A 14,726-nucleotide genomic window follows, 5' to 3' on the forward strand; every position below is an offset into this window, starting at 1 on the left:
ATTAATTTGTGGGAGTGCTGGCTGAGTTATAATGCATAGCCAGCGCTCCAGGCATTGTGGTCTTTAATTTGAGAAATAATTATTTAATATGTTCATTGTGATTGGTTTTAATAACTGGCTGCCGAATGGTTTTAAACTACCATCCAATTTATCGATTGATGCTTGTACCTGTTTGTCAGTTAAATTACTTACGAAAATATATTGTTGATTATTTTTTTGAATAAATCCGACAAACCAGCCATCACGCAGTTTACTGGGATTGCTTAATCGTTCGTTACGGCCATGTCGACCGGACCCTGTTTTACCGAAATAATCTGCACCGTTATCTAATTTTCCGATATACAAATTTTCCTTTGTATGTAACACCGCTACGGGCGAAACGGGCAGTTCGTTGCTGAGCATTGATTGTAAGAAATGAAGTTGCTCCATAGCAGAAATTTTTAAGCTGCTGCTAAGCCAGGCATGGGTGATACCATTATTCATGCCTTGATCTCCATCAAAATTTTGATTGCCATAATCAAAACCTGCCAAATAGTGCTTGATGCGAGCATAACCTAATTGGGGAGTAATTTGCTGAGATACCCAAACAACTGAATATTTTAGCCAGCTACTAGGGGTTTGATCGCCTTCATGTTCAGGTATCACCCCTTTTTTGCCATCCCATTTAAAGACAGTCTCCTGGTTTATGATCCCTTGATTAAAAGCCATTAATGATAAAGCAATTTTGAATGTCGAATCAGGAGAAATTCTCTGGTTACAATAATTATTCGGATTATATTCACTCACTATTTTATGCTCATTAACGCTGTAAAGAATAAAGCAGGCATCATAGTTTTTAAATAATTCAGAATATTCCAGTGTGGTTTTTGCATTCACTTTTATGCAAATTGAGCTAGCTAGGAGGATTAATAATAGTTTGTTCATTTTAATATTTATTCGATTTGAGGATTATGAATGTACAGTAATTTGCAGCAAAAGTAATGATGAAATTTATGTGAATACTCTTCGAGACCCCAGACATCGACTGATAGCTATCACACCAAATGCATTAGCTATCGAATCCCCGCGAAAACACCGCGGGGCCCACAGGATGCCTATTCCGGGTATCTGTTTTGTGCCTTTTCATTCTCTATTTTTCGGCCCCGCGGTCGATGCCGCGGGGATTCGATGGTCTGCGCTGCGGTTAGTTGATTAGTTCAGCATTCACCGGGAGCCGATTGCCAGCCCCTCGATCATTCCATCAATGATTAATCAGCAAACATAGAGCTAACTGATTCTTCAACATTCACCCGCTTGATTGCCTGCGCTAACATGTCAGCCAGGCTGACGGTGCGAATTTTCGGGCATTGTCTGGCTTTCTCTGATAAAGGAATGGTATCAGTCACTACCACTTCATCAAGAGAGGACTCCATAATATTATTCACTGCAGGACCAGACAGTACAGCATGTGTAATATAAGCCCTTACGCTGATGGCACCATTCCGTTTCAGCTGAAGTGCAGCTGAGCAGAGAGTGCCTGCGGTGTCGACAATATCATCAATGATAAGGCAATTTTTTCCGTTTGGTTCGCCGATAATATGCATTACTTCTGACTTGTTAGGGCCGCTTCTTCGTTTATCGATAATTGATAATTCGGCGTCATTCAGACGTTTGGCCATTGCACGGGCTCGAACCACGCCGCCAACATCAGGGGAGACAACCATCAGTTTATTCAGATTCTGCTGTTTAATATCTTCCAATAGAATTGGCGTAGAATAAACGTTATCCACTGGCATATAAAAAAAGCCTTGAATCTGATCGGCGTGTAAATCAACGGTTAGTACACGGCAGATCCCCACCGAGGCCATCATATCGGCAACGACCTTAGCGGTGATGGGAACCCTGGCAGAACGTACCCTCCTATCTTGTCTGGCATAGCCAAAGTAGGGGACCACTGCAGTGATACGTCCCGCTGAGGAACGTCTTAATGCATCAGCCATAGTCAATAACTCCATGAGGTTGTCATTGGCTGGGGCGCAGGTGGATTGGATAACAAAAATATCCTTGCCGCGGACATTCTCAAGGATTTCAACCATGGTTTCGCCATCGCTGAAAGTTCCAACAGAAGCTTGGCCTATAGGAATTTGCAAATAAGTAGCAATACTGAGAGCCAATTCTGGATTGGCATTGCCTGTAAAGAGCATCATAGTCGACATGTGTAACAAGCCTTCGATTAGTTTAATCAGTTAACTTAAACACATAGCAGAAGACAGCCAGAAAGATATAATTATTATTTTAGCGATCCGGTGAACGCATCCTTCCCGGTTATCTTCTGCCGTCTGTTTACTTGAATTAACAAGAAAAATGGCTGGGGTGCTAGGATTCGAACCTAGGTATGCAGGGATCAAAACCCTGTGCCTTACCACTTGGCGACACCCCAATAAACTTTAGATTCCTTCATTGAGACATTGAGCGCTTCGCTGCAATGTGCTGCGTATTTTGCAGATAAATCGCATCGATGTCAATGATGATATCTTAAAAATTTTTCCTGCTGTCAAAAACTATAGAAGACGCGGGAAAAAAAAGCGAATACCCGTACTGCACAGCCCGCTTGCAAGCAAACGGGCTGTACTGTTAGACTTTCCAGCGCTTGATAATAAATTTGATAAATACGCCATTGCCCTGGAGTTTGATCTGGCTGGGCAAGTAGGCATTGCCTGCTTTGGTATAACCCAAATATTGAATGGTATAGCCTGCCTGCCTCAAGAGACTCAGATAACCGGAGGAGTCTTTTACGGCTGACTGTACTTTGCCAGGGGCGGGTACGCCGCGTACCCAATAATAGAGGCTGCTTACTGGCAAACGAACGCCGGTTTGCTGCAGCAACAGCTGTTCGGCATTACTGGAGCTTGCCGATTTTGGACCGTCACGGAAACTAACTTGCCCGCCTTGTTTTTGAATCAGCACTGTACCGCTGCCCAGAGGTCCGAACAGTCGAATCTGATAATTGCTGGCTCCGCGTTGAACCCAGTTCACTGAGGCGCTCCAGGCTTTATTTTTGCTTCGAGCCGCCATCGCCCCGGATACTTCCCAGGAGGAAATGGAATTCGCTGCCGTTTTAGCCACTGCGGTGCTGCTGTTTGCTTTTTCTGCTCTTGCGTTTTTACCGATTACGCCTTTTCCTGCGTCGGTAGTTTTTCCATCATTAGTAATTACATTTTTTGCATTCTTGAGATCCGGGACGGATGGCGGGATTGAGGAGTCTGCTGGAGGCGGCTCAGCAGCTGCCAGTGTGTCTGGCTGCATCTCGGCGACCGGCGGCTTGGGGGCACAGGCAGCAAGGCAGACAAGTGATATGAATCCTAAATATTTTAATGCATTCATTGCATGTCCCTTAGAAGATGATGGTAGTGAATCCAATGAGCAGCAAGATATGGATAGTCTTTTTAAATACAATACGCTAGACTGAAACAACTTGCAATCAAGACTAACATTATGAAACATCGAGCAGTTTATCCGGGAACTTTTGATCCAGTAACCTACGGGCATGTCGATATCATCAGCAGGGCGGCAAAAATATTTCCCGAGTTGATCGTCGCCGTGGCCGGAAATGAAGCTAAACGCCCTTTCTTCTCTCTGGATGTGCGTCTCGAATTATTAAGGGAAGCATTAAAAGATACTCCTGGAGTCACGGTTGTAGGCTTCAACAGCTTGTTGATTGATTTTGTCCAGGAACAGAAGGCCGGCATCATATTGCGCGGTCTGCGTGCAGTAAATGATTTTGAGTACGAATTCCAATTAGCCGGTATGAACAGGAAATTGTGCCGGGATATAGAAACCCTGTTTTTAACGCCGTCTGAAAATCTATTATTTATTTCATCCACACTGGTAAGAGAAATTGCCAATTTAAATGGCGATATTTCCCAATTTGTACCGCCTTGTGTTGTTAAGGCTTTTGCTGAAAGGAAGAGCTGCTGACGATGAAGGGAATGGTTTTCTCGATATGTATACTGATTTCAGGTCTGTCACTGGCCGCTGCAATTCATGATAAACCCGCTGGTTATGCCGTTGCCTCGGCCCATCCTCTGGCAACAAATGCCGGTCTTGAAATATTGGCGAAGGGTGGTAATGCCTTTGATGCAGTGATTGCTGTCAGTGCGTCCCTGGCTGTTGTTGCCCCCTATCATAGCGGTTTAGGCGGTGGCGGATTCTGGTTGTTGCATCGGGCAGAGGATAAAAAAAATACACTTATTGATGGACGGGAAGTTGCCCCGCTTGCGGCACATAAAAAGATGTTCTGGGATGAAAATGGTAAATTGATTCCTGAGCTTTCATTAAACGGGGGGTTGGCGGCAGCAATCCCCGGCGAGCCGGCAGCACTTGCGTATATCGCCTCGCATTATGGGCGTTTACCTCTATCTGAGAGCCTCGCCCCGGCAATCAGGCTTGCGGAGGAGGGTTTCACGGTCGATGTGCACTTTTATCAGTTTTCAACCATGAGCGACCGCCTGGAACAAATGCGAAAGTATCCTGCAACAGCAAAAGTGTTTTTGCACGAAAACGGTGATCCCTATACCTTGGGTGAATCTTTGAAACAGCCTGATTTGGCCAAAACCCTGAGACTGCTGGCCGCTAAAGGGCAACAGGGATTTTACCAGGGAGAAATTGCTGAAAAACTGGTGAATGGCGTAAAATCTGCCGGGGGGATCTGGACTTTAAACGATCTGGCGAAATACCAGGTGAAGGAGCGTGAGCCTCTGCAAGGCGCATTCCATAACATGCTTGTTGTTACCGTGCCGCCCCCTTCAGCGGGTGGTGTTGAGCTGCTGACGATGCTAAATATACTAAGCGCTTTTCCCCTGGAATCCCTCGGGCGGGTGCAATGGATCCATCATGTGGTGGAAGCCATGAGACTGGCCTATTGGCAGGCAAACCAGACACTTGCCGATCCCGATTTTGTCAAAATCCCGGTAAACCGTCTGGTTTCTGCTAAAGAAGCGAAGAAATTGCGCCAGTTTATATCAGCCGATAAAGCAACGCCCAGTCAAACTCTTTCCGAGAGCCGATTTTTTCACGAAGGGAAAAACACAACCCATATTGCCATACTGGACAAGGAAGGGAATCGGGTTTCTGCAACTCTGAGTGTAAATTACATTTTTGGCTCCAGCGTGGTGGCCGAAGGGACGGGTGTACTGCTTAACGATGAGATGGACGATTTTTCTGCGATGCCTGGGCAAAAGAATGTTTATGGGCTGGTGGGTAGCGAAATGAATGTGATTGAACCGGGAAAAAGACCATTATCCAGTATGACGCCAACCTTTCTGGAAATGCCGGGCCGTCTCGCGATTGTTGGAACCCCGGGAGGCAGCCGCATACCCACCATGGTATTACTGGCAACACTGGCTTTCCATGATTATGGCGGTGCGATTAGTATGGTCTCTGCAATGCGTTTTCATCACCAGTATTTACCCGACTGGTTGCAATTTGAGCCTGATGCTTTCCCACCCCAGACTCAGGAGCAATTAAAAAAGATGGGTTATCAACTAATGCCTTTGGATCGAAGCTATGGCGACATGCAGGCGATAACCTGGGATAAACAGAGGAACATTATTATTGCTGCCTCTGATCCAAGGAATATTGGATTGGCAGCGGTTATTTCTCAGACTCCGACAGGCTATGGCCTAAAACATTAGCCGGTTCAGCTGGGGAGGCTTCACTTTCACCAACCAGCTGCTTCATAATTTTGTGAACCCTCTTAACCAGCTCTTCTTTATTTTCCATACTGTATTGGGATGCATCGACTGCTTCCCCAACGTGGATTTCAGCAACCTGGTTCAGATTGAATTGCATGGTCCGGGCAGGCAGAATATCGTATGCGCCGCGAATGCCTATGGGAATGATCATGGCCTGTGCCTGAATGGCAGTAATAAAGGCCCCTTTTTTGAAGGCAGCGAGACGCCCATTTTTTGAGCGTGTCCCTTCTGGTGCAATCCATATGACGATCCCGCTTTCCATTAGCTTGCGCGCCTCAGCAAGATCTTTAATCGCCTGATGCCGATTATGCCGATCAACAAATGGAAATTCCGCCGCTGCCATTCCTTTGCCCATAATCGGGATTCTGGATAATTCCTTTTTGGCCAGCATGCGTATGGAATGATGGGGGAACGCTTTGAAACCAAGAGGAATATCATACAAGCTCGTATGATTACACATCAGGATGGTAGGCTGGCCTGCAACGGGAGCAACATTATTGGGATTAATTATTTTACATTCCACACCAATCAGACGCAGCAGATTATCCGACCAGCGATGAATGACCTGATCAACCCAGGGACGTGTAATGGTTCCACGCCAGTTTTTGACAATAGCGCGGGCACAGGCACTAGCGGTATAACCCACAGAAATTAGCGAAATCCATAAAGTACGCAGCTTGCTAATCTTCATAAAAGCTCTAGAGAAAAAAACCTATCCTGATAATACTTCAAGAAATTCAAATTGTCTCTTGCTAAGTGCTAAGTAAGCTTTAGTGCGCTTCGCTTGTCAAGACTGGCTCAGCTTCTGGCATACAGGGCAAAATGCAGAGCTTCGACCACCAATACGCGTGCTTTCAATCGGGCTGGAGCAGGTCAAACAAGGTTGCCCTTCCCGGCCGTACACCTGTAGATCAAAGGCGAAATATCCGGGCTTGCCATGGGGTGATATGAAATCTTTTAAAGTCGTCCCCCCGGCCTCTAGCGCCCTTACCAGCACCTCTCTAATCGCCTTGACCAGGCGGTCATAATCGCTCAAATCAAGCACATCAGGAGAGCGTAGGGGATTGATTCCAGCTATAAACAGGCTCTCGCTAGCATAAATATTCCCTACTCCAACAACGACATCATTATTCATGATAAAGGATTTAATGGCCTGTTTGCGCTTGCGGCTAATCTGATAAAGATAGGCTGGAGAGAATTCATCAGATAAAGGCTCAGGGCCCAGATGGGCAAGGAGGGGATGCAGTTCTGGCTTAAGCTCAGTATAGAGGCATAGGCCAAAGCGGCGGGTATCGTTATAACGCAGGATCTGGCCGTCCTCTATCAGAAAGTCAATATGATCATGTTTACCTGGTAATAACTCTTTCGAAACGATGCGGAAATGACCGGACATGCCAAGATGAATAAGAATATATGCCTGATTAGATAAATGCAGCAGCAGGTATTTACCACGGCGTGAAATTGCAGAGATACGCTGACCTTTACACTGTTCGGCAAATTGGGCATTGACAGGTACACGCAATTGAGTGCACCGGAGAGTACAATCGATGATCCGCTTGTTTAGTAAACAAGAAAGAAGCGCTTTCCGCGTGGTTTCTACTTCGGGCAGCTCAGGCATTAGTCGTGATCTTTGTGTTCAATAATTCGACCGGACGTTTTTACCACTTTTTTTGAGGGAAACAATAATCGTTTTATGGTTGCAAAGATCCATAAGGTGCCGCCAATCAGAATTCCCCAGACGAGAACGTAAGAGAACATGATAAATAAGCCAACCAGCAAAGAAATGGCGATTCCTAATAATAGAAAAGGAATAAGTGTCTGGAATAATTGCTGAAATTTCTCATTCATTCGTAAGCCTATGCAAATTCGGATAATTATGATCGACTTCGATCAGAATTTATAAATATAATTAAAATTATCGTTCACAATCTGCAAGGATGCAATGCGAATTTGTGCAAATTATGTTATGATTTAAAAAAGCATTCAAAAAATGGATAATTTATCCATAACATTTCCTTATTGTTTATAGAATTTTCAGCCGTTCTAACTATTTACTGTAAGTTTTACAGGAGAGCTTCATGATTTATGGCCTTTTAAATCTTTCATTCTGGGGATATGTAGTCGCAGTCCTTCTTTTGACTCAAATGACTATCGCCGGCGTGACCTTATATTTACATCGTTATCAAACCCATCGGGCATTGACTCTTCATCCTGTCGTCAGCCATATCTTTCGCTTTTGGCTGTGGATGACAACGGGAATGGTAACGGCAGAGTGGGTGGCCATTCATCGCAAGCATCACGCAACGACGGATGTAGAAGGCGATCCGCACAGCCCTAAAGTTCTAGGATTAAAAAAAGTGCTCTGGGAAGGCGCTGAATTATACAAGCAAGCATCCAAAGACAAAGAGATGGTTGAAAAATATTCACACGGTACGCCAAACGATTGGGTCGAAAGAAATGTATATAGTCGATTTTCTTCCCGAGGCATTTTGCTGATGTTCCTGATTGATTTACTGCTTTTCGGTATTCCGGGGATTACCATTTGGGCTATCCAGATGGTCTGGATACCTTTCCATGCAGCTGGTGTCATTAATGGAGTAGGGCACCACTGGGGATACCGTAATTTTGAATGCCATGATGCCGCAACCAATATTTTCCCCTGGGGATTCTGGATTGGCGGCGAAGAGTTACACAATAACCACCATACATTTGCCTCTTCAGCCAAATTCTCAGTAAAATGGTGGGAGTTTGATATTGGCTGGTTTTATATCCGCTGCCTGTCTGCTGTTGGCCTGGCCAAAGTAAAAAAACTGCCTCCTAAACTTGCTAAAGATGCAGCCAAGGTTCACGTTGATCTGGATACTGTCCGAGCTGTCATCAGCAATCGCTTTCAAATCATGTCTTATTATTACAAGCATGTTGTCCGTCCTGTTCTGAAGACTGAAAAAAAATCGGTCATTGCCAAAGACAAGTCACAGAAAAAATTGTTCCAACGCGCAGGGCGCTTACTTCGGTTACAAGACAGCTTACTGTCATCAAAGGCGAAGTCCAGGCTGCAAGCACTGTTGGCCAGCCGTGAAAAGCTGCGGGTAGTCTATACTTATCGCCAGTCCCTGCAAAGTATTTGGCTAAAAACGGCTTCTTCGCAGAAAGAGTTGGTTGAAGCGTTGCAGCATTGGTGTAAGCAGGCTGAGGAATCCGGTTTAGAGGTATTACATCAGTTTGCGCAACAAATCAAAGCCTATGTGCCCAAACCAGTTCGCGTATAATCCAAGAAAAATATCAGGTTGACAGAATGTTATCCTGATTGATGGATCAACTGCTAATGGATTAAAAAAGTTTAAATGAGGCGGTTACCCTGTCTCATTTATTTTCATTGACATTAAACGGATTTTCCTTTGAAGTAAGGGTATTCGTTCAAACACAAGGGAGTTTCATTTATGGATAAAATGATTGCCTTAGTTACCGGAGGTACAGGCGGGATTGGCTCCGCCATCTGTCAAAGGCTGGCTGCAGATTATAAAGTGATTGCCTGCTATTACAAGGGCGGTAAACACGAGGAAGCAAAACGTTGGCAGCAGGAACAAAAAGAAGCTGGCTACGATATCGATATCGTTTATGGAGATATCGCAAACTATGCGGACTGTGAAAAATTAACTGCACTGGTTAATGAGCGCTATGGCCGTATTGATGTGTTAGTGAACAACGCCGGAATCACTGTTGATACCAGCTTCAAGAAAATGACACCAGAGCAATGGCAGCAAGTTATCGATGCCAATTTGACCAGTGTTTTCAATATGACCCGCAATGTGCTTCCCGGCATGCTCGAAAAAAATTACGGACGAATAATTTCTATTTCTTCAATTAATGGCCGAAAAGGTCAATTTGGGCAATGCAATTATGCAGCCAGCAAAGCGGCTCTATTCGGCTTTACCAAAAGTCTGGCGATGGAAGTGGCTAATAAAGGCATTACCGTTAATACCATTGCCCCAGGCTATATTGAGACACCAATGTTAGCCGCAATGAAGGAAGAGGTATTAAAAAGCATTATCAGCAATATTCCTGTCGGACGATTGGGAACTCCTGAGGAAGTGGCTGAGGCAGTAGCTTTCCTGGCAGCAAAAACCTCCGGATTCATTACTGGCGCCAACCTGGACATAAATGGCGGGCAATACATGTCATAGCTTGAATGGGAAACCGGTTTTTGCTATTCATGTAAATGATTTATTTAGCGATAACTGCTCATAATTCCATTGAGTATTAAGCTTTGTCAGCTACCAAGAGTGAGGAAGTATGGATCGAAAGAACATGGCATTGATTACCGGGGGTACCGGCGATATTGGTACTGCAATTGCAAAAGCGATCAATGGAAAATACAAGACAGTTGTGGCTTTGGATATTTTGCCTGCCGATGAAGGACCATTATGGCAGGCAGCATTAAATGAAGATGGATTTGATAATCTGGTGTTTCGCCACATGGATGTCACTAATTTTGATGGTTGCCAGGACGTTATCAGCACATTGATAGAAGAGTTTGGCCCAGTCAGCGCATTAATTAATAATGCGGGCATTACCAGAGATGCAGTGTTCAATAAAATGTCGAAGCAGCAGTGGGATGAGGTGCTGCGCGTCAACCTGGATGGCATGTTCAACGTCACACGGCAGGTGGTTGAGTCTATGCGAAACGAGAGGTATGGTCGTATTGTTAATGTCTCATCCGTTAATGCCCAAAAAGGACAATTTTCTCAGGCAAACTATGCCGCTTCAAAAGCGGGTGTTTATGGCTTTACCAAAAGTCTGGCGCAAGAATTAATGCAGAAAAATATTACCGTGAACAGTATATCGCCAGGTTATGTTAATACGCGGTTAATGAAAGGTATACGTCCTGATATTCTTCAATCAATTATTGAGTTGATTCCCGCAAAACGCTTGGCAGAACCCGAGGAAGTCGCCTGGGTAGTAGAGTTTATATTAGATGATCGAAGCTGTTACCTGACGGGGGCAAATCTCAGTGTTAATGGCGGTTTGCACATGTATTAATCCCGTTTATCTGTAAGAGAACTTTATGAGCCGCCTTATAAAAAAATATAAAAACCGACGTCTGTATGACATGGAAAAAAGTAAATACATTACTGTAGAAGAACTACAGCAGTATGTTATCGACGGTATTCCATTTCGTGTTGAGGATTCCACCACCAATCAGGATATTACTAATAGCACCCTCTTGCAGATTTTCATTGAAATGGAAAATGGAACCACACAATTCCTCTCACCAGAAGTATTGAGGCAATTAATTATATTATCTAAGCATCCCATGCATCAGCTTTTTGCCAATATGCTCGATCAGTTTTTTAATAATATGGCCAATTCGCTCAAAGCCAATCCATATCTTAGCAATGCTCCGCAAAGTCATTTAAGCTGGCAGCAGCAAATGCAACAGATAGCTATGCAATGGCAAAACCTGTTCAAAACCTGAAATGTTGCAGTGCAAAAAAATATTCCCCAACTCCTTGACATTGATATACAGACGATCTAATCTATTATTGTGCAATGCAACATAATTGGAGAATGTCATGAGTCACGAATATTTTGAAAAATGGACCGAAATGGCTAGAAAAGTTCAAGCTCCTTGGCAAGAGATCGTTGAGTTGAATGTAAAAACTCTGCAAAACATGAATTACATCAAACCAGAAGAATTGGCTAGCTTAAAAAAACCTGAAGAATTATTTGAAAAGCAAATTAAGCTGCTGATTGAAAATGGTCATAAAACGCTTGATCACATGCAAAGGTCATTTGAAATTGTTGAAAAAGCCATGCTTTCTTTGGTTCAGGAAGCACGCGCTAAACGAGAAGAAGTACAACATTAATCGCTTAAGGTCGATCGCAGTCAACCATAAGGATATCTGTACCGTCTTTTCGAACGAAGTGAAGATCCAGTTCAATGCCTGATAAGGCATGGATCTGGATCGTCTCACCAAGTTGCAAGCTGTCAGAAAGTTTCTACTCCTCAATAATCTTTTTTACCGCCTCTAGACCCAGCGTTCTCAATAAGCGCATATTATTTTCAGGAATTGATTCAGTGTCGCCATAGCGCTCGATCGCTTTTTCCAAATTTGCTTCACGTAAAAGATGCAGCATTGGATAGGGTGAGCGGTTAGTGTAGTTGCATACATCATCGCTTGGCGTATTGGCAAAATAGTAGTCAGGATGGAAGCTGGCTATCTGGAAAACCCCTTCAAGGTTCACTTTCTGTATCAATGAATCGCCGCGTTCCACCAATTCGAGATAATAAAAAAAATCTTCAAAATGCTGCGGATAAATTAAAAAGCTGGTCTCAATTGCAGGATTGGATTCGAGATAAACCAGTTCGTCAAGCAGGGCTTGCAAGGCTTCTTCCATATTACTTACCTCAGCCACTTGAAATCTGACCGATTTTTTACGCATTTCTTTTTTAGCAAAAGGACATAGATTAAAGCGGATTATAAAATTTTCAATCCACTGTTTGGTTTTATTCACAATAAGTTTTTGAGTTAATTCTTGCATAGCCAAAAGCCTTGATAAAAAAGGCCTATTTTTTACCCATTCTGCATAATATAATAAATATATAGGATTAATAAAGGAATTGATCATGAATCAGGAAGAATCGCTGCCGTTCATTTTATACGGCACAGCCTGGAAAGAAGAGAGAACCCAGGCGCTATGCTATCAGGCTTTGAACGCTGGATTTAGAGGTATTGATACAGCAAATCAACGCAAACATTATTACGAAGAAGGCGTGGGACAGGGAATCAGTCAGTTCCTGGCCCAGTCTGAGGTTCATCGTGAAGACCTTTTTTTGCAAAGCAAGTTTACTTATGCCCAGGGACAGGATCATCGATTGCCTTATGATGAAAAGGATTCTCTGACTAATCAGGTTAAACAGTCTCTTGAAAGCTCTTTGCAGCATTTAAAGACGAGCTATTTGAATTCCTATATTTTACATGGACCATACTCCAGCCAAGGGTTAACCGAACAGGATTGGGAAGTTTGGGGAGCAATGGAGGATTTGATTCGCATGGGAAAAGTACGCCATCTGGGTGTTTCTAATGTAAATTTTCTTCAATTGAAAACACTTTACCTCCAAGCGGCTATCAAACCCCATTTCGTACAGAATCGTTGCTTTGCGGTAAAATTATGGGATCGGGAAATCAGACAGTTCTGTGCGGAAAAAAAATGCATCTACCAGGGATTTTCACTGCTGACCGCTAATTATCCATATCTTGCACATGCGGAGATCCACGAAATATGCAAAAAATACAACAAAACCCTGGCGCAGGTAATCTTCCGCTTTGCCAGGGATATTGGCATTTTGTCACTCACCGGTACGACGAATGTGCAGCATATGAAAGACGATTTGGATACCGATTCGTTTGCCTTGACTCCTGCTGAGGTGGCTTGCATAGAAGAAATTGCTCTGGGTTAGATGCTGAGAGTTCCTCATAAAATCTAAGGATAATTATTAAAAAACGCTACGTACCGCGCTTTATGCGCGGTATCCATGCAAATGTTTCTGATGAATAAAAAGTATTAGAGTTTACCATCCTATATGGTTACCGCGCATAAAGCGCGGTACGTAGGCACTTATAGGGAGGTAGGCACTGAAAAGATGGTAAAATTTTGTGAGGATCAAGGTTAGACGGGGGAAACCCCCCGCTTTATAAAACCTGAGCTGCCGTCTGTAATTTAACTGCCCGCGAGATCCTGTAGGCAAGTCCGGCGATCAACGCGACGCCTAAAAGCGCACAGAAGGGAATCAAGCTAAGAGCGCTTTGGTAAGCGTTCAGGCTGTAGACCGTTTTTCCTGACTGTGTGATCGCTTCATGCTCCATTAACCGGCCAATCAGGGTATGAAAAAATGAGCCGCCGAGCATGTTGATGCAATTGAGAAAGGCGACGCTGACCCCCAATAACTCCGGCTTCACCAACTCACTGCCTGCAGAGAAAACGATCACCTGATAGCAACAGAGCATTCCAACAAAAAACAGTAGGAGTTTTAATTCAAAAGCAGTCAATGTAGTAATACTTAAAAGCCAGAATAAAGCTGCGGCCATGCCTAGGCCGCTAAGGGCAATCACGGAAAAATTTCCTAATCTGCGAGCAAGCAGGGCAAGGAGTGGACCGCCTGCCAGCATGCCGACAAATATAAATGACATAAGCTCGGCTGCCTGGTTTTTACTGAAATGATAGGCCGTCATCAGATAGGATACGCCCCAAACATCGGCGAAGCCTTCCAGTGAGCCTACCATCATAAAATTAGCCAAAGCCAGAAGCCAGATAACTGGTGATTTTAGCAGCGCTTTAAACTGTTGGCGGTTAAAGCAGGGTTCTGCCTGTTTATTTGCCGGCACTGGTTTAGAGCGCAGAAGTAAAAAGATACTACAGCCTAATACGATAGCAAACAGTGACAGGCCAAAGGCCACTGGCAGCCACCCCTGGGACTCAATCAATTGGTTAACCGGTCTCCCGCCATAGATAGCTCCGGTCAATCCAAGGGTAAAAGAAAAGCTGATCATTCTGGAGTATTGGGAGGCTGGAAACCATTCTGAAACCACTTTGGAAACCCCGAGAAAACCGACCGCCGAACCTGCGCCAATTAAAAAACGGCTCAAGCAGGCCAAATACCAATTGGTGGTAAAACTAAATAGCAGTGCAGCAAAACCGCATAGAATCGCAAACCCTGAGACCACGCGGCGGGCATCCCATTTCTCCAGCATAATAGCAACAGGAATCTGCATGCCGGCATATCCATAATAATACAGGGCTGCCAATAGGCCGAATTGACTGGCGTCTACCGAAAACCGGCTCATGATTGGCTGCATCATCAACCCTGGCCACAGGCGTAGAATGAATTGATAAGTAAAAAATGCCAGAGGAAAAAGCCACATTAAAAAAGGACGTAGTTTATTAAAAGTCATCTTCTGTCTCTCTTGGAGAATTTATGGAATTAGCTGGATT

16 protein-coding genes and 1 tRNA gene are annotated in these 14,726 nt (G+C 44.1%); 8 read left to right on the top strand and 9 right to left on the bottom strand.

The features are described from left to right. Positions 1 to 63: 63 nt before the first annotated feature. The 4 genes from DYH42_RS01480 to lolB all read right to left on the bottom strand — a co-directional run bounded on the left by DYH42_RS01480 (position 64) and on the right by lolB (position 3,363). Positions 64 to 924, bottom strand: coding sequence for a penicillin-binding transpeptidase domain-containing protein (locus tag DYH42_RS01480; RefSeq protein ID WP_058523269.1), 861 nt, complete (start codon positions 922 to 924; stop codon positions 64 to 66). Between the two features lie 323 nt (positions 925 to 1,247). Further along, positions 1,248 to 2,195, bottom strand: a complete 948-nt coding sequence (locus DYH42_RS01490) for a ribose-phosphate pyrophosphokinase (protein ID WP_058523271.1) — start codon at positions 2,193 to 2,195, stop codon at positions 1,248 to 1,250. A 149-nt stretch (positions 2,196 to 2,344) separates the two neighbouring features. Further along, a tRNA-Gln gene (locus tag DYH42_RS01500) sits at positions 2,345 to 2,419 on the bottom strand. Positions 2,420 to 2,613: 194 nt separating this feature from the next. After that, the gene (lolB, locus tag DYH42_RS01505) at positions 2,614 to 3,363 is read right to left on the bottom strand and encodes a lipoprotein insertase outer membrane protein LolB (RefSeq protein ID WP_237758993.1); all 750 of its coding nucleotides are present in this window, start codon (positions 3,361 to 3,363) and stop codon (positions 2,614 to 2,616) included. Between the two features lie 111 nt (positions 3,364 to 3,474). Here lolB and coaD point away from each other — a divergent pair, with 111 nt between their 5' ends. Both coaD and ggt read left to right on the top strand, forming a co-directional pair. Further along, entirely contained in the window at positions 3,475 to 3,957 is a 483-nt protein-coding gene (coaD, locus tag DYH42_RS01510; protein WP_058523272.1) for a pantetheine-phosphate adenylyltransferase, read from the top strand. A gap of 11 nt (positions 3,958 to 3,968) precedes the next feature. After that, positions 3,969 to 5,672 carry a gamma-glutamyltransferase gene (gene ggt, locus DYH42_RS01515; protein WP_237759001.1) on the top strand — a complete coding sequence of 568 codons (1,704 nt, stop codon included), beginning with the start codon at positions 3,969 to 3,971 and terminating at the stop codon, positions 5,670 to 5,672. On the opposite strand, the gene DYH42_RS01520 is transcribed toward ggt, so the two are convergent. The 3 genes from DYH42_RS01520 to DYH42_RS01530 form a co-directional block, all read right to left on the bottom strand. Then, a complete protein-coding gene (locus tag DYH42_RS01520) occupies positions 5,632 to 6,423 on the bottom strand; it encodes a lysophospholipid acyltransferase family protein (RefSeq protein WP_058523274.1) in 792 nt (263 codons plus the stop codon). The two genes, ggt and DYH42_RS01520, sit on opposite strands and share 41 nt — an antisense overlap. A 96-nt stretch (positions 6,424 to 6,519) precedes the next feature. Next, positions 6,520 to 7,350 carry a bifunctional DNA-formamidopyrimidine glycosylase/DNA-(apurinic or apyrimidinic site) lyase gene (gene mutM, locus DYH42_RS01525; RefSeq protein ID WP_058523275.1) on the bottom strand — a complete coding sequence of 277 codons (831 nt, stop codon included), beginning with the start codon at positions 7,348 to 7,350 and terminating at the stop codon, positions 6,520 to 6,522. After that, a complete protein-coding gene (locus DYH42_RS01530) occupies positions 7,350 to 7,580 on the bottom strand; it encodes a hypothetical protein (protein WP_058523276.1) in 231 nt (76 codons plus the stop codon). Before DYH42_RS01530 ends, mutM begins: the two co-directional genes overlap by 1 nt. 230 nt (positions 7,581 to 7,810) lie before the next feature. On the opposite strand from DYH42_RS01530, the gene DYH42_RS01535 reads away from it, so the two are divergent. The 5 genes from DYH42_RS01535 to DYH42_RS01555 all read left to right on the top strand — a co-directional run bounded on the left by DYH42_RS01535 (position 7,811) and on the right by DYH42_RS01555 (position 11,599). Next, entirely contained in the window at positions 7,811 to 9,001 is a 1,191-nt protein-coding gene (locus tag DYH42_RS01535; protein ID WP_058523277.1) for a DesA family fatty acid desaturase, read from the top strand. A 171-nt stretch (positions 9,002 to 9,172) separates the two neighbouring features. Continuing rightward, positions 9,173 to 9,916: an acetoacetyl-CoA reductase gene (phbB, locus tag DYH42_RS01540; RefSeq protein ID WP_058523278.1), complete on the top strand. Its 744-nt coding sequence runs from the start codon at positions 9,173 to 9,175 to the stop codon at positions 9,914 to 9,916. 109 nt (positions 9,917 to 10,025) lie between these two features. Then, positions 10,026 to 10,772, top strand: coding sequence for a 3-oxoacyl-ACP reductase (locus tag DYH42_RS01545; RefSeq protein ID WP_058523279.1), 747 nt, complete (start codon positions 10,026 to 10,028; stop codon positions 10,770 to 10,772). A gap of 25 nt (positions 10,773 to 10,797) precedes the next feature. After that, positions 10,798 to 11,208 (top strand): polyhydroxyalkanoate synthesis regulator DNA-binding domain-containing protein, encoded by a 411-nt coding sequence (locus DYH42_RS01550; RefSeq protein WP_058523280.1) that lies wholly within the window; start codon positions 10,798 to 10,800, stop codon positions 11,206 to 11,208. A 97-nt stretch (positions 11,209 to 11,305) separates the two neighbouring features. After that, positions 11,306 to 11,599, top strand: coding sequence for a phasin family protein (locus DYH42_RS01555; RefSeq protein WP_058523281.1), 294 nt, complete (start codon positions 11,306 to 11,308; stop codon positions 11,597 to 11,599). A 133-nt stretch (positions 11,600 to 11,732) separates the two neighbouring features. Here the strand turns inward: DYH42_RS01555 and DYH42_RS01560 are convergent, their stop codons facing one another. Then, positions 11,733 to 12,275 (bottom strand): DUF1415 domain-containing protein, encoded by a 543-nt coding sequence (locus DYH42_RS01560; protein ID WP_058523430.1) that lies wholly within the window; start codon positions 12,273 to 12,275, stop codon positions 11,733 to 11,735. A gap of 85 nt (positions 12,276 to 12,360) precedes the next feature. Here DYH42_RS01560 and DYH42_RS01565 point away from each other — a divergent pair, with 85 nt between their 5' ends. Beyond that, complete coding sequence (locus DYH42_RS01565) at positions 12,361 to 13,194, top strand: aldo/keto reductase family protein (protein WP_058523282.1); 834 nt, start codon at positions 12,361 to 12,363, stop codon at positions 13,192 to 13,194. 232 nt (positions 13,195 to 13,426) lie between these two features. Here the strand turns inward: DYH42_RS01565 and DYH42_RS01570 are convergent, their stop codons facing one another. Further along, positions 13,427 to 14,686, bottom strand: a complete 1,260-nt coding sequence (locus DYH42_RS01570; RefSeq protein ID WP_058523283.1) for an MFS transporter — start codon at positions 14,684 to 14,686, stop codon at positions 13,427 to 13,429. Between the last annotated feature and the right edge of the window lie 40 nt (positions 14,687 to 14,726).

Source organism: Legionella birminghamensis, assembly GCF_900452515.1.
Taxonomy (GTDB): domain Bacteria; phylum Pseudomonadota; class Gammaproteobacteria; order Legionellales; family Legionellaceae; genus Legionella_C; species Legionella_C birminghamensis.